We start from the raw sequence: 20017 nt of genomic DNA on the forward strand, positions 1-20017 counted from the left end.
CTGAATGTCACGCGCAAGGGCGGGCCCGGCCACCGGAGCCAGCTTGGCCAGTAACCGCCGCGCCGGCCTGGCGGGCCATAGCCGGCACCGGCCAGCCCACTGGCGAGGGCAGCATGTGTCGGGCTGCAAACTGCGGCCCTCACGCGGCAGACCATTGCGTAAACCGGCGGCCGAGCAGGCATTCGAGCCGCCTGTGCTCCGGCTCGAACAAGTCCTGCAGAAGCGCGCGGTCCGCCGCAACGAGTGCCGGTGGCCTTGCGGAATATCTGTCGACGGCGGCAAACACTGTTTGCCTTATCCGGCGACGCAGAGGGCGAGGCACAGCGCGCTTGACCGTATCCTTGAGCGGGTTGGGCCGCGAGAACAGGAACTTCACCTGCCGCATCGGCCCTGATCTTGGGATGGCCGTGACATTCGCCGCCGGCGCGCATTCCGGCAGGATCTGGCTGTTGACGCCCAGAAACGTCAGCACACGGCGGACGACCGCGCGCACATCCGCTCGAAGGTCCTCGAACTTGAGAACAAGCACCCTCTCCTCGCCGAAATGGCGGAAATAGCGTTCGATCTGCGCGGCATAGCGGCCGCAATGGACATGGCGCCAGCCATAGAGCCAGTCTTCGCGCTCGCCGCGGAGCTCCGCCATGATCGCCGCGCGAAACGACCCTGCCGGCTCGAGCCCCAGCGATTGCTGGAACCAGTAGGCCGAATGCGCCCGCTCGACTGGATCACGCAGAATGGTGATGATCTGCGCATCCGGGCAGGCGGACTTGATGCGAGCGGCGGCATCGGGATCCGGCAGATAGAACGTGCTGGCCTCCCCGATGCGCTGATCTGCGCCCGCACGCGCGAACAGGCTTCGATACTGGTGTTCGGTGCGGATAACCATCCAGTTCTCCGCTGTGATCAAGCGCGAGGCGGTCGGCAGCTGAAAGCGCGCGACCCCGTCCGGCCACAGGAAATAAAACGGCTCCTTTTCGTCCGGCAGAAACAGATCGGGATGGCGGCGCAGCCAGTCGTACAGCGTGGTCGTTCCCGCCTTCATCGCCCCCACGATGAAGAAATCCGGCAGCCGCCCTCGCGCGTTCGTCATAGCTGCCGCTCCATTCTGAGCAGCGGCCTGAGCCCAAGGATCTGCAGGCAGCAGGCGAAGGTCACGACCGAACGGGCCACCAGGATAGCGGTGCTGGCCAGCACGGCGCCGGGGAGTCCAAAGCCAATGGCACAGATCCCGGTCAGGAGCACCCCGGCGCAGTTGAAGAGCAGGCCAAGCCGCATGGCCAGCCGCTCGTGATCCGCAACGAGCAGCAGGGAACCGGCTGGCCCGGTGGCGGCATTCACCACCTGTCCGAGGGCCAGCAGGAGCAAAAGCGGATAGGCGGCCTCATGCCCCGGGGCGGCTACTGCGAGCAGCGAAGGACCAAACAGCACCAGCAGCGCGAACAAGCCAAGCGCCGCGGCACCGCTGTAGAACGACGTGGACATGAACACCACGCGCAGCCGCTCGAGCTCACCAGCCTTGCGCAGCTGCGCCATCATCGGAGTCGCGATTGCCCCGAGCGAAGTGAGGACGAAGACCAAGAGCTGTGCGGTGCGGTCGAGCAGGAAGAACACGCCGGCGCTTTCGATTGAAAGCGCGCATCCCAGGACGATGAGGCCGAGGTGATTGGCCAAGGGCGCTGACACCGCCGTGATCCAGAAATCCCGGCTCGACCGCAAGAGGCCAGCGCATTTGGCCGCGGCGCGCATGAAGGAACCGGGCATCAGGCAACTCGCCAGCAGGCGCCACTGCCAGATCATGCCCAGCCACAGCATCACGGCTATGGTGGATACGGCATGCACGGCAGTCACCGGCTCGCCAAGCAGAAGCCAGATGACGATCGCTGCAAGACTGGCGATGCGCCAGAAAACCTCCCGCGGCACGAGCGCCTCGGCAAATCGCTGCTGCGCGCGCAACACCGCGGACGACCATTCGAGAGCGGCGAGACCAGCAGCGGCCACGCCCGTCCAAAGGAGCAGGCCAGGTGGCGCAGACACGAGACGCCAGGCCGTCAGGAGCTCGCCGCCGACGGCGACGGCGATACCCGCCGAGAACGCGCCCGCCAGGCTCAAGATCGCGGATGCACCCACGAGGCTGGGCTCGAAATCGGTTTTGCAGCCTTCGCCGTGGATGAGACGCAGCACGGCCACGGGCTGTCCCAGCCCGGCCCCTGCGGACGCGAGCATCGCCACAGCCAGAGCTGTCGCAAACCACCCCAGATCGGCCGGTGCGGTATAGGCGGCCAGCAGCAGAATAGTCAGGTAGCCCGCCAGAGCACCAGACAGGCGGCACAATAGAGCCTGGCTAAAGAAGCGGCCTAACGGTATTGCGCCGACAGCCGCCGGCCCCGCGCGCACGCGCATGGCTATCCTCCCCGATCAGAATATGTCGCCGAAATCATCGCCCGGTGGGGCGGTCAGAACGCATTGTGTCTTGCGGGTTCCGAAGCGCGCGAGATGACTTCCTCTCCGGGAAGTCCCGGGCCCTCGACCGCTCTCAAGCGACGTGTTGCCGCGCGAAGAACCGCTCCGCACCAGCTTGGCGGCTGGCTGCCGTCGCCGACTCAGTCTTTCTCTATGGCCATCGGCACGCGACCATAGACGTCGTCAAATCGAACGATGTCATCCTCGCCGAGATAGGAGCCCGACTGCACCTCGATCAGAAAGGCAGGGATTCGCCCCGGATTGGCCAGACGATGGCGAGTACCGGTGGGAATGTAGGTCGACTCGTTCTCGGTCAGCAGGAACGTCTCTTCGCCCCGCACCACCTCGACCGTGCCGGAGACCACCACCCAATGCTCGGCCCGATGCATATGGCTCTGCAGGGACAGGCGCCCGCCGGGCTTCACCATGAGGCATTTGACCTGGTAGCGCATGTCCAGGCTGAGCGTCTCGTACCAGCCCCACGGCCGATGCACGCGCGGATGTGTGGTCACCACCGGGCGCCCCTGCTGCTGCAGACGCTCGACCAGAGGCTTCAAGTCGCCGGCCCGCTCGCGCGAGGCCACGAGCACCGCGTCCTGGGTGGCAATGGTCACCACATCGTCAAGCCCCAGCATCGCGACGCAGGCGTCGTCGCTGTAGACCAGGCAGTTGCGGGTATCCTCGAGAATGACGTCGCCCCGACTGGCATTGCCGGCGTCGTCCTTCACCGCGATCTCGTAGATGGAGGTCCAAGCGCCACAATCGCTCCAGCCGGTTTCAAGCGGCACGCAGGCAATCGTGTCGATCTTCTCCATGACGGCATAGTCAAGGGAAACCTTCGGCGCGCGCTGATAGGCCTCTGAATCGAGGCGGACGAAGTCGAGATCGATCACCGCGCTGGCCAGGGCATCCGTGCACGCATCGAGAATTTCCGGCTGCAACGCCTCGAAATGCTGCAGCATGGTCTCCGCCCGGAACAGAAATATCCCGGCGTTCCACAGAAACTGGCCGCTGGCGATGTAGTCCTCCGCCACCTCCCGCGCGGGCTTTTCAACGAACCGCGCCACCGGACGTGGCAACCCTGGAAGCGGCGTGGGCGACGGCACCAGTTCTATATACCCATATCCCGTTTCCGGCCGGGTTGGCGCAACACCGAACACGACCAGCTGGCCCGCCTTGGCAGCTGGAATGCCGGCCATCACCGCAGCGCAGAACTCCTCATCATCTGCAACCAGATGATCGCAGGGCAGCAGCAGGACCAGCGCGTCGGCATTCTCGCGAGCGGCGAGCAGCGACGCCACGCATGCTGCCGGCGCCGTGTCCCTGCTCACCGGCTCGAGCACCACGGTTGCCTGATCGAGGCCGGACTCCAGGGCCTGCTCGGCAATGAGAAACCGGTGATCGGCACTGCCCAGGATGTAAGGCGCCTTGAACGGCGCACGCTGAACCCGCGCGCAGGTCTGCTGAAAGAGCGACGTCTCGCCCACCAGAGTGACGAACTGCTTCGGATGATCCTTGCGCGACAATGGCCACAGCCGGGTTCCGGATCCTCCAGCCAGGAGTATCGGCGATACGATGCGCTCGTCCATGTCGCTCCTCATAACGCGCTCGATGGCCGAGTGAGCAAACTCGGTGGCATAACCGAATAGTGCCCGGCGGCTCATGCCCGCGAAGCGCATCTCTGGAGCGTTCTGGTATCGGCGCATATCTCTAATTCTTCAAGTGTGTTTTATCGATGTCGGGAAATTCCGCAGGCGGCACTTGTAAAGGTGCTTGAGCCGCCTGCATGCTCCCGTGGCATGCCTGCCGTCGACCGAGATGAGCCGCCCTGTGCGGCAGTTGAATAACACATCAGTTTCACCCCCCTTGCACAAAGCTCCGCCGCCAGGGTGAAGACGTTTTCACCCGCGCAAATCAAACCTGCCAAGACAAGTGCTGCTTCGCCGACGGTAATGCTCAGTACGCCCGCACTGCTCTTGTGGCCGGAGCAGCCCTCCGCGCCTGCCGGTTCATCAAGTTCAGCAGGAAGCCGACACGTGCGTGGTCATCGAGATCCTCCAATACCCCGAGCTCAGCGGCGCATGAACCGGCGACCAGACGAACCCGTCCCGCTGAGCGCGCGTCCGCCATGAAATAGATGATGCCGTGATCGTCGCTGGACTCGATGAGGCTCTCGATCACGCCAATCTTCACCGGCACGGGCTTTCCCCCACTGGTGAGGATCTGACGGACACCAGGTATTCGGTTGATGTCGCGCCAGCGGTGCTGTCCAAGATCCAGCTGGACGAAAATGTAGCCGGGAAACAAGGCCACCTTCTCCGTCTGCAGCCGCCGCGCGTGGCGCACCGTTCGCAACCGTTGTGGCAGAAAGGTGATCACATTCCTCTGCAGCAGGTTGTGATAGGCGAACGCCTCCCGCTGCGGCGCGGTTTCCACCGCGAACCAGCGCAAATTCAGCGTGGTCTCACCTGTGGCGTAATGAAACAACTGCGCGCCAGCGGCCTCAATGAGGCCCCAACCAGTTTCGCGGCGCAGATATGGCCGATAGGTCTCTCGAACCGACATGCCGCCTCCCCCGTACCGTCCGCACTGCCAGCGTATAGCAGACGCTGCCATAGCCCCCATCGCCAGCAGCGCGGACGGAACTCTCGTCCCATGTCAGGAAATTCAAACCGACTGATTTAGACTTGCTTAAAGAAGCTATACTGTCAACCAGCGCCGTACAGCAGTGGATAAAGCTTGGAAAACTTAGATCACGAAGCTGAATTTATCTATTCTCTAAACTGATTATTTCCAGCTGTCCTACGTGCACTAATTAATGCTGCATGGTAGAATTGCCTAGGTCTCATTCGGTCCCTGGCGTTCCTAATCGAGCATGCAGATTTGAATCGACTGTCTACTTACAAGAATTTGGCAGCCATTCCCAAATCTTCGTCAGTTCAGGGATAGGCCCCTGCCTTGATAGCCCTGAGCTTGATCAAGCCGAGCACGGCGTCGATGATCGGGGTCGGGATGTCGACTTTCCGCGCGATTTCCTGGACGACCGAAACCAGCGCGTCGATTTCCATGGGGCGCCCACGCTCCAGGTCCTGCAGCATCGATGTCTTGTGTGCCCCGACCGCCTCGCCGCCAGCGATGCGCTTGTCCACATCGATCGCAAAGCGCACGCCAATGGCCTCGCCGACGGCTCTCGCCTCCACCATCATTGCGCGGATGACCGCCCGCGTTTCCGAAAACCGGCAGATCTCCTCGAGGGTCGCCGTGGTGAGCGCGCTCACCGGATTGAAGCTGAGATTGCCCCAGAGCTTGATCCAGATGTCATCCCGGATGCGCGACTTGACGGGCGCCTTGAGCCCGCCGGCCTTCAGCGCATCAGCCAGGCCCAACATCCTTTCACTGCTTTCGCCGGACGGTTCGCCAAGGGCGAAGCGGTCCCCGTCGATGACGCGCACCACGCCCGGCTGTTCGACCTCCGCTGCCGGATAGACCACACATCCGATCGCCCGTTCCGGACCGAACAGCCGCCATTGGACCCCGTTCGGATCGACGCTTTCCAAGCGTGTATTTTCCAGCGGCCCACCGTGACGATAAAAGTACCACCAAGGCAAACCGTTGACCGCCGTGACAACTGCCGTTTGCTCGTTGAACAGCGTTGTGACCCGCTCTGCGACCGCGGGCACGGAGTGAGCCTTCAGTGTGATGATCACGTAGTGCTGTGGGCCGAGCCGTTCCGGTTCGTCAGTGGCGATGAGCTTGACCGTGCGGTCCTGGTCGCCGTTGCGAAGGCGCAGCCCATTTTGGCGGATCGCCTCGAGGTGCCCGCCCCGGGCGACGATTGACACATCCACGCCAGCCTCGGCAAGTGCGAACGCAAGATAGCCACCGATGGCACCGGCCCCGTAGATGCAGATCTTCATGAGCTCACCTCACGCCAGCCCGAGTTTCTCGGCCAGGCCGATCCGCTGCAATTTACCTGTTGCACCCTTGGGAATCTCATCCAGCAGCAGCACGCGCCGCGGCACCTTGAAATCCGCCAGGCGCTGGGCGGCGAAATTGCGCAATTCCTGGTCCGTAGCCTCCATGCCCTCCCGCAGCACCACGGCCGCCCCGACCTCTTCGCCCAGCTTGGGATGGGGAATGGCGAAGGTCACGGCCTGGGCAACCGCCGGATGATCCATCAGCACCTCGTCCACCTCTCGCGGCGCCACCTTTTCACCGCCGCGATTGATGATCTCCTTGATGCGACCGGTGATGCGCAAATAACCCTGGCTATCCATGACCCCCTGGTCCCCGGTGCGGAACCAGCGCCCACCGGATGCATGCACAAAAGCCTCGGCATTTGCCTTGGGATTGTTTTCGTAACCGGCTGTCACATTGGGGCCGCGTATGACGATCTCGCCTTCCGTTCCAGCGGGTTGCAGCCGGCCTTCGCTGTCCATGATGGCCACCTCCGGCCCCGCCGCGATACCGACGCTGCCGGGATAGCGCGGCCGCGGTGGCAGCGGATTTGAGGCCATTTGATGCGAGGCTTCCGTCATCCCATACGCCTCGATTACCGGACATTTGAAGGTCGCCTCGAGCTCCGTCATGACTTGCGGCGGCAGTGACGAGGACGACGAGCGGATGAAGCGAAGCTTGAGCCTCTCCACCACGTCGGGATTTCGGCCGGCGCGCGCCAATATTGCCTGGTGCATGGTCGGCACTGCCGTATACCACGTAGGTTTGACTTCATCGAACCAGCGGAACACCTTCAGGGCATCGAAGCCCGGCGTGCAGTGCACCGACGCGCCCGCCCGGAGGGATGCGAGCACGGCAGCAACCAGTCCGTGGATGTGGAACAAGGGCATGATGTTCAGGCACCGGTCTCCCGGAGTGAGCGCCAGCGTCTCGGCGATATGCGCTGCCGATGCCGTCAGATTGGCGCCGGTCAGCGGCACGATCTTTGGCCGTGACGTCGTGCCGGACGTATGCAGCACCAGGGCCTCTGCATCGGCCGATGCCGGTTGGGCAGGCGCCCGCGCTGCGCCGGTCACATCCAGCGTGAACATGCCGGCGGGCGCCGCTGGTGAGGGAATGAGTTCCACCACACGGCAGCCATGGCGTTCGGCCACCGCCCGAGCCGGTGTCGGCATGTCTTTGGCCACGATCAGCACACGCGCCCGCAGATCGGAAATATAGAAGTCGAGTTCTTCCTCGCGATAGGCCGGATTGAGTGGCGCGGCGCACGCATGCGCTGCGACAGCAAGGAAGCAGGTGGCCATTTCCGGCCCATTGGGCAAAATAATGGCAATCCGCTCGTTCGCGCCAACGCCAAGCGCTGCGAGCTGGTGGCCAATGGCCCGGATATGCGCCCGCAGCCCGGCATAGTTAAGATCATCGCGATCTGGCGCGCCAATAGCCGGGGCCAGGTCCGCCCCAAGCTCCAGCAGCTCCGAAATCGACATCGCGCGCGCGCCTAATGCTGCATCTGACATCTGCGACAGTTCTCTCCATCATTGCGCGTTTTGCAAGGCGCTGGCAAAAAAGCCACTCGCGCTTGTCTGGCGCCTCGTTCCCTTGTGTGCCTCGCGGAATTTGCGTCAAGCATGACACTGCCGCAAGCCCGGGCGCTCATCGCCCCTTAGGCGGCACATCGCTTCCATCTCATGCGTCCCCGCCGGATCGGCCCGGGCTGCTCTTCGCTGAAGAGCCCCGCAGACGTCACCGGTCCGCGGATGGTGGCCGCACGCAGTGCCCGAGCGATCTCAGGGCCAGCACGTTAGAGGCTCTCGCGTAAGCCTGCAAGCGCGGCGCTGCAGAGCACAAATGTCAAGCAACCTCGGGGCAGACTGCTGTTCGCCGCCCCGTGGGCCGGGAACAGAGAATGGAGCCCCCGGTGCAAGAGGCCACGGCGCCGGCGACTGAAGGCAGGGTCCTTAGACCCGGTCTTGGGCGTTGCGCCGAGCGGGCCTGGAACGCCGATGCATGGTTTGGTTGCGCGGCAAGTGTGCAGAAGCCTCGGGCGGAGGGACATGACGAGCGATAGACGGTCGAAACAAAATGGGGGAGCGGACTATGCCGCTCCCCCGCCCCTCTGCGTCCAGTCTGATCGAGATCAGAACTTGTAGGTCACACGGCCAACCACCGAGTGGTCCTCGTGCTTGCTGTTGAACCGGCCGTCATAGTCGACCGTGAAGTCCAGCGCCTCGGTGAACCCGATCGTGGCGCCGGCGCCCACCACCGCGAAGTCGCGGCCTTCACGCGTGCTGTACACCGAGAAGTTCGACCCGGGCGCTGCGGCGAAGCTCGCCGAAGCCGTCTGATACCGGTCGAGCCACTCGTGCTGCCAAGCCACCCGCAGCTCAGGAGCGATAATTGCCGCGCCCATCGGCAGTTGGGTGGCCAAGCGAGCACCTAGCTGCGTGTTGAACGACTCCCCGTCATTGCTCTTCACGTCCAGTCTCGCGCCAGAGCCGGTGGCCGAGCTTTCCGTGAAGCTGTCGTTCCACACCTTTACGTAGTTGAGCGACAGGAAGGGCGTCAGGCTCGCCGTCGGCGTCATCCAGTAGCGATAACCGGTTTCGCCGTAGATCGACAGCACGTCGCTATTCCAATCACCCTTGAGGCGGTCGGTGATGCCCTCAGGCTGCGTCCCGAAAGGCTTCTGGCCGAATGGATCCCAAGTGTTCACGCCGATCGCGATATTCCGGCGCGAGTCGTTGGAGTAGTGCCCGTAGCCCAGAATACCATGAGCGTAGTTCACTCCATTATCCCAAGCACCGTAACCCGCGACCTGCAGGCCGTCGTAGTCGATCTTGTTGGAGTTCCGCTTGAAGTCCATGTCGGCCGAGATGTAGCCAGCCGTCACACCAACCTTCCAGGTCGGAGCGAAGCCCCAATCGATACCGCCATAGACCGCATAGGTATCCTGATCATACTTCGGCCCATTGGAGTCGCCGTCATCCGAGGACCACTGGCCGGTCACCCGTGCCCAGATCGAGGCCCTCGACGGTGCGCAGACCACCGCAGGTGCAGGGACGTAGAGATCGGCTGCCGGCGCCACCGCGCTGCCACCCACCTCGGCGGCTGCTGTCGGGTAGCTGGCGATCGCGCAGTTGTCGTTCGGACCAACCATCCGCAGCCGCTCGCCAACTACGTTGTTCAGCAGCCGGAAGGACCACAGGGCCGACTGGATCTGCTGGGCATACTCCGCACCGCTGAGCTGATTGAGCGCATTCGCATACTGCCCGTAATCCAGCGTGAACAGATTGGCCACCAGATTATCGAACGGCGTGTTCACAACCGGATTGGCAAGGAGGTCGTCATAGACGTTCTCGATGCCGTCACCGACATTGCTCTGGTTCTTGCTCAGCCCGGCAACGTCGCCGAAGGCCACACGCTCGACGACCAGGTCGAGATTGTTGGCACCATCGTCAACGAACACCGGCTGCAGCAGCGGCGATACGGAGGCGACGTTGTCCCATTCGCCGACGATCGGTGTCGCGCTGTCGATCACGTCCTCATAGATGGTCGTGTCGGCATACAGCCCCGCCTCCGGCAGGATCAGCGCGGTTCCATCCAGCGTCACGTTGTCCGCCACGATGAAAGGTGCCGAGTCTGGCCTGATGTTCAAGCCGAGGATGCTGTCGGCCTGCTGCGCGTAGTTCTCGACGAAGGCGCCGGAGGGACCGTCAATCCGGTCGTTCACCAGAATGAGCTCGCCACCCGTGAGCAGGTTGAGGTCGCCGACGGTCGCCTGGTCAGGGTTGATGATACCGCTGAAGTAGGTGGTACCCTCAGAGACGTTCACCTCGTCATTGTCGCCGATGAAGATATGGCCGTAGATCGCACCATAGTCATCGCCACCCAGGAGATCGATCGATACCGGAGCATTGGTGTTCGCAACATCGATCGCCACGCCACGGTGGAAGAAGTCGGTGCTCTCCTCATACGCCTTCACGCTGGACAGGGTGCGGGCGATGATCGTGCCGCCGTCGTTCACGATGAAGGACGGTGCGGTGCCTGTAGCCGTCTGGACCACGATACCGGCCGCCGCGGCGTTCTCTCCAATGGCGACCACATCGATCAGGCCGCTGTTGTAGATCTCACCGTCGAAGCTATCGGCGAACACACCGATTCCGAGGGCGTTGGCCGTCGAAGTCGTGCCGACCGCCTCAGCCGCCACCAGGAAGTTCCCGGTGTTCTCGATGATGCCGTGCGTCTCCGTTCCGGCAACCACCAGGCCCGCCGCCGTGGCCGCCGCAACACCGACTTCGTTCGAGAGCTCCCCGGCCCGCGCATAGGCGCTGACGGTGTAATCGCCACTGTTGAGGAAGTCGACGTTGAACCCGTCATCCCCTTGCGGATCCGCACCGAGAATGAACGAACCAGTCGCGCCGGCACTTGCGAGGTTTGCGTTCCCGGCACCCTCGGCGATAGCGATGGACTCTACATTATAGCTACCGGAGTTCTCGAAGGTGGCCGTGCTGCCGACCGCCAGCTGAATGAGGCCAACCGCGCTGGCCGAAGCCGTTGCAGCTGTCGCTCCCTGCGCCTCGGCCACCGCCCCGACATCATAGATGTTGGAGTTGGTGAACGAGACGGCGGCGCCTCCCGAAGCCGGGTTCGGCGCGATTGCCGCCTGGATCCCGCCGATCGCAGCGGCTCCCGCAAAGGCAGCGTCGGCTTCCGCGTAAGAGTCGGCATCCACGTAGATCTCGCCGGTATTCTCGAGCGAAGCCGAGGCCGTCTCTGCAACCGCGACCTGGGCGAACCCGATCGCCAGCGCGCTGGCAGTCGCAGTGTCGTCCGCCACCGCTTCCGCGCTGGCGAGATAGTTCACGACGCCGTTGTTGACAATCGACACGGCGGCCGTGCCGCTGCCGGTTGCCGCCAGCGCCACTTGCGCATGGCCGATCAGCACACCCAGCGCCGCAGCGCTCCCGGTTCCGCCATTCGCGACAGCCGAAGCGACCACGTCGATCGAACCGTCGTTGATCAACTCGGCATAGGCGTCATCTTCGGACAGAGCAAGCTGCAGCCCTCCGATGCCAACCGCCGTCGCGCCCGCGAAGGTCCCACCGGCGGCATTAGCCACGATATCGCCATCGATGCTCGCGGCCGTGCCGTTGTACATCAACGCATCGGCCTCGTCGGTACCGATCGCCACCTGGGCCATTCCAATACCGAAGCCCACAGCATTCGCAGAGTCTCCCGCGGATGCATTGGCATCGGCGCCGAACGTAAAGGTGCCGCTATTATCGATATCGGCAATGGCTAGCTCGCTACCAGCCGCGACCTGTGCGAAGCCAGCGACGATGGCGGCAGCCGTGGCCGAACCGCTCGCCCCGTTTGCCGTTGCGTTCGCAACAGCGTTCGCCGCAAAGGTTCCGTTATTCACGAAGGCCGCATCGGCAACACCAGTGATCCCGACCGCAACCTGCAAGCCGCCGATTCCAAGAGCGGCCGCAGCAGCGGTCCCGTTGGCACCGGTCGCATCCGCATCGGCAACCGCATCGACGTCGATCGAGCCGTCATTGACAACGTCGGCGAAGGAGTCGTCCGTCCCGATCCCGATTTGAGCGACACCCGCAGCGAGGGCGAAGGCGGTGGCGGAGCTAACCGCGTCAGCATCGGCAAAGCCCGTCACCACAAAGCTCGCGTCGGTCCCGTTGGCGAAATTGTTGATCGCCGTTTCACCCAGGCCGATCTGAGCAACACCGGCGCCTACGCCGATCGCATTGGCAGCACCAGTGCCATCGGCCACCGCAACGCCGCTTCCGTCAACCGAGAAGGAGCCATTGTTGACGAAGCTCGAGTCGGCCACGTCGTCCGGCGCGATTGCCGCCTGCAGACCGCCGATTCCAACACCAGCCGCGATGACCGTATCGCCGCCGGATGCGAAGGCGTCGGCATCCACCGACATCGACCCGTCGTTCGTCAGATCGATGAGCGCATCGTCATTTGTGGCAGCCGCGATCTGCGCGAAGCCCGCGCCAAGGGCAAGGGCGAACGCGTCGTCGTCAGCAACAGCCGAAGCGTCGACGTCCACGGTGTAGGCGCCCGCAGTGCCATTGATCATCGAAGCAATGGCGTTGTCGCCTACGGCCAGCTGGATGTTGCCGGCGCCGAAAGCGATAGCCGAGGCATCGCCGAAGTCGTTCGTCGCCATCGCGGTGGCCACGCCGACGACGTCATAGGTCCCGTTGTTCGAGAACAGTGCCTGGGCGTCCCCTGGCGTCATGCCGGCGCCGATGGCCACCTGCGCACCGCCGATGGCGCCGCCGGCGGCAAAGGCCTCGCCACCGACACCCGTGGCCGACGCAAAGCCGTCGCCGAGAACATCGAAGTCGCCGTCGTTGTTGAACTCGGCCGTGGCCAGATTCTCGGCCGCTGCGACCTGGAGGTAGCCGAGCCCGATGCCGGCGGCCGTGGCCGATTCAGCCGCAGTGGCGTTCGCCACGCCGCTCACGAAATAGCTGCCAGCCGTCCCGTTGTCGATCGAGGCGGTCGCCGTCTCGCCGGTGACGATCTGCGCCATCCCAGCACCCAGTGCCAGCGCGAAGGCATCCGAATCGGCGCCTACCGCTTCCGCATTGGCGAGAGCATTCACCGTGAAGCTGCCGTCATTGTCGAGAAGGCCGCTCGCCTCCTCGCCGCTGACGATTTGAAGCCCGCCAGCGGCAATGGCAGCCGCCGTCGCATCGGGGAAGGCACCGCCGGAGGCAAAGGCATTGGCCGTCACGCCCACGTCGAAGCTGCCGCCATTGAGAATGGAGGCATTGGCGATGTGGGTTGCGCTCACGAACTGAATTGCGCCGATGCCGAGCCCGATGGCATTGGCCTGCTGGGTGGCCTGGGCATCCGCCAGCACATCCACGCTGGCCGAACCGGAGTTATTCAGCAGAGCCGTAGCGTCATTGCCGCCCGCAAACTGCAGTGAGCCGAGCCCGATGCCCACCGCCGTGGCTGTCGGATCAGTTGGGACGCCTGCAGCCGTGGCGCCGGCTATGGCATCGACATCGACCGTAAAGGAGTTTGGCGACGTGTTGTTGATGATCGCCGAGCCGGTGTCCCCGCCGACGCCAGCCTGAACCCAGCCGACACCGGCCGCTACGGCCAGCACCTCGTCTGCGTCGCCCGCAGTCGCATTGGCATCGACATTGAGCGAGCCGTCATTGTCGAACTGAGCCGTTCCGCTATCGCCACCAACAGCGGCCTGGATTCCGCCCACTCCAAACGCAAGCGCTGTAGCCGAAGCCTCATTTGCCCCCACTCCGGACGCGATGGCGTTCGCGACAACATCGATCGTGCCATCGTTATCCACAAACGAGTCAGCATTCTCGCCGGCGACCGCAACATTGACCGCACCGATCGCACCGGCGATCGCATTCTCGTTCGCCGTGGCGTCAGCACTCACCAGGAGCTCGCCGCCAGCGGCGTTGAGGAAGTCGGCATTGGCATCCTCGGCACCGATCGCGATCGAGCCCTGACCGACGGCGAGAGCCAGCGCGTTCGCCACATTACCGGCCGCACCCGCTTCTTCGTGGGCCGCCGCGGAGACGTCAATCGTGCCGGCATTATCGACAACCGCATCTGCATTGCCGCCCGAAAGAGCGCCGGCAAACGCGCCACCCGCAATGGCGGTAACCGCAGCCGAGTCTGCGTCATCGACCGCGACCGCATCGACGAAGATGTCGCCGTTATTGTCCACGACCGCACTGTAGTCGCCGGTCGTCAGCCCGATCGCAGCGACACCTACAGCGGCAATCAGATTATTGTCGTTGGTGCCGATGGCATCGACGTTGACGATACCGTCATTCACAATGGTCTGCCCGTCATCCCCGGTCTCGAAGGAGATGATGCCAGCCGCGAAATGCGAACCCGAGCCGAAATTTGTCCCAGCGTTGATCGTCGCACCAGCACTGTTGACGATATCGCCTTCGACAACCCCGGTATTCAGAATTCCGATCTCGCTGGCCTCGATCAAGCCATTGTTGATGATCGAACCGCCAACGACCCCGTCATTCTCGATGCCGATGTCGTTGATGACGACCGTACCGATCTGACCGTTGTTGACCACATCGCCATCAACGCTGCCGGTGTTGGTGATCTCGATGAAGTCCAGGTTGTTGGCGTTGTTCGTGAAGGAAGGCACATTGGCGTTGATCGTTTGGCCCGCCGCGTTCGCCGCAGTGACGGCCCCGACCGCCATCCCGATCAGCGACGCACTCGCCAGAAGTCCCCGTACAAGCTTCGAATTCATCTGTTCTCCCCCCACGGCCTACTGAGCCTGGTGACCTAGGTATTCGATCGTGAAGCTAACCAAACGGCTAAGACCCATCAACCGAAATGGCGCAAGAACGTCTAAAATGCGGCAGATGCAGTCGAAGCGTTGCCCGATTACAACATCCTGATGACCTGCCGCGCGCTCAAACGCCAAGCAGCGCCACAATGCCAGGATTGGGCGCCACAATCGGCCGTCAGTACACCGCGTCGATTCTCTTCACTGACCGATTTCGAACCGGATTACTTTGATTCAAAATTTCCTAAACAGTTGTAAAACTATTTATACGTGCTCTGTTTTGTTTAACACTTATAAGTTGCAGATATCCAGGTGAAGGAGAAGCCGTGGGAAGACGGCGGAATCACCCTGCTCGCCCGGCCAGCGGACCGCGCAAACGAAAACGGGCGCCAGAGGCGCCCGAACTGCTGCACAATTTTGCCGCTATGAACGCGTTATGAGACGGGCTGCTCCGTCACGAGGCGCAGCTCGATGCCGCCGCCTTGGCCGCTGATGTCGGACCACAGTCCGATATAGCCGTCGGCCGCCGGCTCCTTCGGGAAGATCACATCGAAGGTGAAAGGTTCGAAGCTAGGGGTTGGCGTGAACACGATCCAGCCGCTCGAGAAGGCGGTACCGGAAGTGAAAGCCAGGGCGAAACGGCTGCTCGGCCGTTGCTCCGCTGCCCGCACCCAAACCGTGAAGCGAACCCGCTTACCCGCAAGCTCCTGCATCAGCGCGCGCGGCACGGTGACGAAGGCGCCCTCCGTCGTGTTCACGGGCCGCGCATTCGGGTTCGTGGAGCGAATCACCACCGTCGAGTTCTGCGAACCTGCAGCGCGCTGCTCGATCGTGTTTCCGGCAGCCGCCTTGATCTCGGCCGCCTTGCCGGAAAAGAGCACCTTCTCCGACGGCTCGAGCACGATCGAGCGCGGCGACCTGTCGCCGCCGGTCGGAATCGTGGTACCGCCCCCGAACAGGAAATACGCGCCCACCACCACGGCCAGCAGCGCGACCACCGTTCCACCCCCCAGCGCGATCAGCTTCGGGCTGACATTCGGCTTGCGCGAGCCGCCAGCCGGAACCCGAGGTGCCTGGGGGCGGTTCGCCTGAGGTGTCTGGAAGGGATCGCGCATCGGTTCGCCTCTGCGTGGCTCCATCACCGATTCGTCCCAGTCCCAGCGCGGTCCATCGCCACGCCCAATCTTGTTCATCGGTTCAACCCAAAAGAACGACGACGATGAATCGAGGTCGAAAGATCAAGTGAAGGCTCTTCTCGACCGTCGATCTAATTGAGCTGATCGGTCATATAGGCGTATGCGTTACTGAAACCTTTCAGGTCAATTTCCGTCTGGACCAGGCGCTTGTTCGCTAGAACGAAGTTCACGGCGACCTTAGGATTACCCTCCAAACGCTGGAGCAAGGCGTCGTCCAGCGGCATCGTGCCCTGGCAGATCCGGGGTCCGCACGCGCTGTAGCTCACCTGCACCGGCTCGGACTGGCCGAGCGACAGCCGGATGCCGTCCTGCAGGGAGACCCCGGTGGGCGTCGTAAGCACGTTGACCAGCTTCTTGTCCTGACCGGCAACCACCGTCCATGCGAAGACGACCTGCTTGGTCTTTGGCATGACGCGGGTTTGGCGCATTGAACAGCGCTTGCCATTGGCATTCTCGAGGCAGGTGACGAGCCAGCCGTCGAAGGCCTTTTCCACCTTTGTCGCAGTACCGTTCTGAGCAGGCTGCTGCTGTGCCATGGTAGGCGCGCAAAAGGCCGCTGCCACGGCCGCAGCGCCGACGGCGAAGCCCATGCCGCTCCTGCGGGCCTGTTGAGACAGCAACCGAAAACGGGCAATCGAAACCACGGAAAAACTCCCTCTCCTGTTCAAGACACCGCCCATGGGGCAAGACAGGCCCCGCCTCAAGCGGGAAGCCTGCGCACGCCGTCGGCGTCATAGCCCAGCGCTTCCAGCAGCTCACCCAAATGGCGCTCGTAGCGGCGCCAGCGTTCCACCGAACTCGAGTAAATCGGCTTACGCACCTGCGAGACGCTGGCCGTCTTCACCGGCCGATTCGACTCATGGAAGGCCAGGCACTGATCATCCCATTCGAGGCCGACAAAGTCCACAACGCGGCGCGCATGCGCCTCCACATCGGCCACCACGTCCTCGTATTTCACATCGAGCATGATGCCGGCCGGAAGCACGTTCCGCCAATGCTCCATGAGCTCCTCATACTTTCTGTAATAGCGGCCCAGCTCGGCCAGGTCATATGAGTGGGGCATGTCGTCCTTGAACAGCTTGGTGAAGGTCGACAGGCAGGTATCCACCGGGTCGCGCATCGTGTGAATGATCTTCGCGTTCGGGAACAGCGCGTGCACCAAGCCGGCGAAATAGTAGTTGGTCAAAAGCTTGTCGGTCACGCGCTCGGCTCCTGCGGAGAGCCGGCTCACGGTGCCGAGGTAGTGCTCCGCAACGGTCGCGAACTGGCTGGGCTTCATGCGCCGGGCCATCTCGGGATAGCGGGGTAGGTTCGGAAACTTCTGCCGCAGGAAACCGAGGCTCTGGGTCAGCGTCTTGATCTCGCCCGCCCCATGGACCTTCGGGTGGCTGGCCAGGATCTGCTCGGTCAAGGTGCTGCCCGAGCGCGGCATGCCGACGATGAACACCGGCACGGGGGACGGATTTCCCTCAAACGGCCGATTGGCGAAGAACTCCGCGCTGAACACGTCGCGGATCTGGTCGAAGAACTTCATCACCTCCGCTTCGTTGTAGTTCAGCTTCGCGCGGCGGAGCTTGGTCCCGAGCCGATAGTGATAGAAGGATTTCTCCACGTCGCCGATGTCGTCATAGGCCTTGCCCAGAGAGAAATGCAGCGCCATGAAGCGCTCGTCCTCCGGGTTCTTCACCTTGTCCATCAGGTTGGTCATGGCCACGAACATCGGGTGGTCCGGCGTGAACTTCTCCAGATCCACCAGATTGGAATAGGCGCCGATCGCGAGGGGCTGCAGCTTCAGCGCCTTGGCGAACGCCTCTTTCGCCTCCTCCATCCGGCCCACGGACTTGAGCGCGATGCCCAGGAGGTTCAGCGCCTCCACATTGTCCGGCTTGCTGGCCACCGACTGTTCCAGCACCTTGACCGCCTCGTCGTACCGGTCAGCGTCGTGGCAGACCTGCCCATAGACACAGAGCGCCTCTGAATTCTTGGGATCGAGCTTGAGCGCCCGCTTCACCGCCGCTTCGGCCAGCGCGACGTTGTTGCGGCGCGACTGGGCCCGCGCGGCGCTGATCAGCGCCGGAACGTGGTCCGGCTTTTTCTTCAGGATTTCGCCCAAGGCGCGCAGCGCTTCATCCGTCCGGTCGAGCGCGACGAGCAGGGTTGCCAGGTTGTTGTGGGCATCCAGGTAGTCAGGCCGCAAAGTGATGGCCCGACGATAGGAGAACTCCGCCTCCTCGAACTTCATCATGTCTCGGAGGACAGTGCCCATGTTGTTGTAGGCTTCGGGATAGTTCGCCTTCAGCTCGATCGCGCGTTCATATTGCTCGATCGCCTCGTCCGGCTTTCCCCGCACCCTGAGCACGTTGCCCAGATTGTTGAAGGCTTCCGCATAATCGGGTCTGGCTTCGATGGCCTTCCGGTAGGCCTCCTCGGCCTTGGCGAAATCCCGCTTGTCGAAGTGAACGATGCCGAGATTGTTCCAGGCCTGATGTGCCTTGGGATCGAGAGCGATCGCGCGTTCGAGCGAAATCTGGGCGGCATCCAGGTAGCCTCGCTGCCGCTCCATCTCCCCCAGATTGGAATAATAGTTGGAGGCATTGCTGTTGAGGCTGATCGCCTGCTTCAGCACCTTGATGCCCTCATCGGTCCGCCCCTGCCGATGCAGCACCACGCCGAGAATGTTGTAGGCGTCGGCGATCTTGGGCCGGGCGGCGATGATCTGTCGGGCCAGATCTTCAGCCTGAGCCAGCTTGCCTGACGAGTAAAGCGCGACTGCACTTTTCAAGGCCCCCTGAACCGAGACCCATTGCTTGCCCGGCTGAGGTGGGGGCAGCGGAGATTGCCTTCCAGGTACCCTGCCCTTCGCCTGAACGGCCTTGGCAGCCGCTGGTTCAGGATTACGTACGGTCACGTGTATCTCCCCGTCTGGGTCGCAAACTCAAGGGTGCCGTCATATAGCATTCACCCTTTGCTTACCAGATTTATGTTCTTCGGCAGAATTGTGTCCTGATCACGGAAAACGGTCCATCCCGAGCATGGGATTGTTCGTCGGCGAGGCGCGCAGCAAAAGCTCAGCACCTTGACGCCCCGGCATGCCCTCCCAACCACACGCAAGATCGTCTCTTCCGTAAAATTGATCGTTTCGAAGGCTTGGTGGAGTTCTCGGGAGCCGATCCAAACCCGCCCAAAGGCTAAGTTGACAGGGCTTCGCTCGCCGCAGCACCATGCGCGTGGACGCTCGCCGTAGGACTTGTTGCGGAATTGTGCTAGGACCGGCAAAGCATCAAAAAAACTTAACCTGGGGAGCGATGCATGCTTGATGTCATTGAACGGCCGGCCGAGGCACGGACCGATGTGATGCTGGCGATCCACGGTCTCGAAGCCTGGTACGACGAGTCCCACATCCTGCATGGCATGACGTTCGATGTCCGCGAGGGCGAGGTTGTAACGCTGCTCGGCCGCAACGGCGCGGGCAAAACCACCACGCTCAAGTCGATCATGGGTATCGTCAGGAAACGCCGCGGCTCGATCCAGTTCAGAGGCAAGGAGCTGATCAACCAGCCCTCGCGCATCATCGCGCGGCAGGGAATCGGCTTTTGCCCGGAGGAGCGCGGCATCTTCGCGAGCCTCAGCGTCGAAGAGAACCTCACGCTGCCGCCCGTCATCCAGGAAGGCGGCCTCGGCACGGAAGAGATCTTCCAGCTGTTCCCCAACCTCAAGGAACGGCTGAACAGCCAAGGCACCAAGCTATCGGGCGGCGAGCAGCAGATGCTGGCCATCGCCCGCATTCTCAGAACCGGGGCCAAGCTGCTGCTGCTCGACGAGCCGACAGAGGGCCTCGCGCCTGTCATCGTTCAGCAGATCGGCGTCACCATCAACAAGCTGAAACAGCGCGGCTTCACCATCGTCCTGGTCGAGCAGAACTTCCATTTCGCCGCCACCGTCGCCAACCGTCACTATGTGGTCGAGCAGGGTCGCGTGGTGGACATGATCCCGAATGCGGAAATCGAGCAGAACACGGAAAAGCTGCACCGCTACCTGGGCGTCTGAGATCCGCGCGATGCCCTAACCAAGTGATGGT

The 20017-nt window shown here is 62.9% G+C and carries 11 protein-coding genes; 1 reads left to right on the forward strand and 10 read right to left on the reverse strand.

The features are described 5' to 3' along the window. Positions 1 to 139: 139 nt before the first annotated feature. The 10 genes from E4P09_RS11700 to E4P09_RS11745 form a co-directional block, all read right to left on the reverse strand. Positions 140 to 1090 carry a sulfotransferase family protein gene (locus tag E4P09_RS11700; RefSeq protein WP_137389772.1) on the reverse strand — a complete coding sequence of 317 codons (951 nt, stop codon included), beginning with the start codon at positions 1088 to 1090 and terminating at the stop codon, positions 140 to 142. Next, positions 1087 to 2400, reverse strand: coding sequence for a lipopolysaccharide biosynthesis protein (locus tag E4P09_RS11705; RefSeq protein ID WP_137389773.1), 1314 nt, complete (start codon positions 2398 to 2400; stop codon positions 1087 to 1089). Before E4P09_RS11705 ends, E4P09_RS11700 begins: the two co-directional genes overlap by 4 nt. A gap of 200 nt (positions 2401 to 2600) precedes the next feature. Beyond that, complete coding sequence (locus E4P09_RS11710; protein WP_137389774.1) at positions 2601 to 4049, reverse strand: mannose-1-phosphate guanylyltransferase/mannose-6-phosphate isomerase; 1449 nt, start codon at positions 4047 to 4049, stop codon at positions 2601 to 2603. 367 nt (positions 4050 to 4416) lie between these two features. Continuing rightward, the gene (locus E4P09_RS11715) at positions 4417 to 5025 is read right to left on the reverse strand and encodes a transcription termination/antitermination NusG family protein (RefSeq protein ID WP_170984384.1); all 609 of its coding nucleotides are present in this window, start codon (positions 5023 to 5025) and stop codon (positions 4417 to 4419) included. 374 nt (positions 5026 to 5399) lie between these two features. Then, on the reverse strand, positions 5400 to 6377 hold the full coding sequence (locus E4P09_RS11720; RefSeq protein WP_137389776.1) for a 2-dehydropantoate 2-reductase: 978 nt from the start codon (positions 6375 to 6377) through the stop codon (positions 5400 to 5402). 9 nt (positions 6378 to 6386) lie between these two features. Further along, entirely contained in the window at positions 6387 to 7904 is a 1518-nt protein-coding gene (locus E4P09_RS11725) for an acyl--CoA ligase (protein ID WP_239025145.1), read from the reverse strand. 650 nt (positions 7905 to 8554) lie between these two features. Then, the gene (locus E4P09_RS11730) at positions 8555 to 14704 is read right to left on the reverse strand and encodes an autotransporter outer membrane beta-barrel domain-containing protein (protein ID WP_137389778.1); all 6150 of its coding nucleotides are present in this window, start codon (positions 14702 to 14704) and stop codon (positions 8555 to 8557) included. A 473-nt stretch (positions 14705 to 15177) separates the two neighbouring features. Further along, the gene (locus tag E4P09_RS11735; protein ID WP_137389779.1) at positions 15178 to 15936 is read right to left on the reverse strand and encodes a hypothetical protein; all 759 of its coding nucleotides are present in this window, start codon (positions 15934 to 15936) and stop codon (positions 15178 to 15180) included. 74 nt (positions 15937 to 16010) lie between these two features. Then, on the reverse strand, positions 16011 to 16583 hold the full coding sequence (locus E4P09_RS11740; protein ID WP_170984385.1) for an invasion associated locus B family protein: 573 nt from the start codon (positions 16581 to 16583) through the stop codon (positions 16011 to 16013). Between the two features lie 56 nt (positions 16584 to 16639). Further along, entirely contained in the window at positions 16640 to 18721 is a 2082-nt protein-coding gene (locus E4P09_RS11745; protein WP_137389781.1) for a tetratricopeptide repeat-containing sulfotransferase family protein, read from the reverse strand. Between the two features lie 527 nt (positions 18722 to 19248). Here E4P09_RS11745 and E4P09_RS11750 point away from each other — a divergent pair. After that, positions 19249 to 19986: an ABC transporter ATP-binding protein gene (locus tag E4P09_RS11750; protein WP_137389782.1), complete on the forward strand. Its 738-nt coding sequence runs from the start codon at positions 19249 to 19251 to the stop codon at positions 19984 to 19986. Positions 19987 to 20017 lie beyond the last annotated feature (31 nt).

The organism is Rhodoligotrophos defluvii (assembly GCF_005281615.1).
In the GTDB taxonomy this organism is placed as follows: domain Bacteria; phylum Pseudomonadota; class Alphaproteobacteria; order Rhizobiales; family Im1; genus Rhodoligotrophos; species Rhodoligotrophos defluvii.

What these genes read in the sequence shown, in the direction of transcription:
- E4P09_RS11715 (WP_170984384.1), bottom strand. Translation starts at nt 5,025, where the DNA reads ATGTCGGTTCGAGAGACCTATCGGCCATATCTGCGCCGCGAAACTGGT.
- E4P09_RS11710 (WP_137389774.1), bottom strand. Translation starts at nt 4,049, where the DNA reads ATGGACGAGCGCATCGTATCGCCGATACTCCTGGCTGGAGGATCCGGA.
- E4P09_RS11700 (WP_137389772.1), bottom strand. Translation starts at nt 1,090, where the DNA reads ATGACGAACGCGCGAGGGCGGCTGCCGGATTTCTTCATCGTGGGGGCG.
- E4P09_RS11705 (WP_137389773.1), bottom strand. Translation starts at nt 2,400, where the DNA reads ATGCGCGTGCGCGCGGGGCCGGCGGCTGTCGGCGCAATACCGTTAGGC.
- E4P09_RS11730 (WP_137389778.1), bottom strand. Translation starts at nt 14,704, where the DNA reads ATGAATTCGAAGCTTGTACGGGGACTTCTGGCGAGTGCGTCGCTGATC.
- E4P09_RS11725 (WP_239025145.1), bottom strand. Translation starts at nt 7,904, where the DNA reads ATGTCGATTTCGGAGCTGCTGGAGCTTGGGGCGGACCTGGCCCCGGCT.
- E4P09_RS11735 (WP_137389779.1), bottom strand. Translation starts at nt 15,936, where the DNA reads ATGAACAAGATTGGGCGTGGCGATGGACCGCGCTGGGACTGGGACGAA.
- E4P09_RS11750 (WP_137389782.1), top strand. Translation starts at nt 19,249, where the DNA reads ATGCTTGATGTCATTGAACGGCCGGCCGAGGCACGGACCGATGTGATG.
- E4P09_RS11720 (WP_137389776.1), bottom strand. Translation starts at nt 6,377, where the DNA reads ATGAAGATCTGCATCTACGGGGCCGGTGCCATCGGTGGCTATCTTGCG.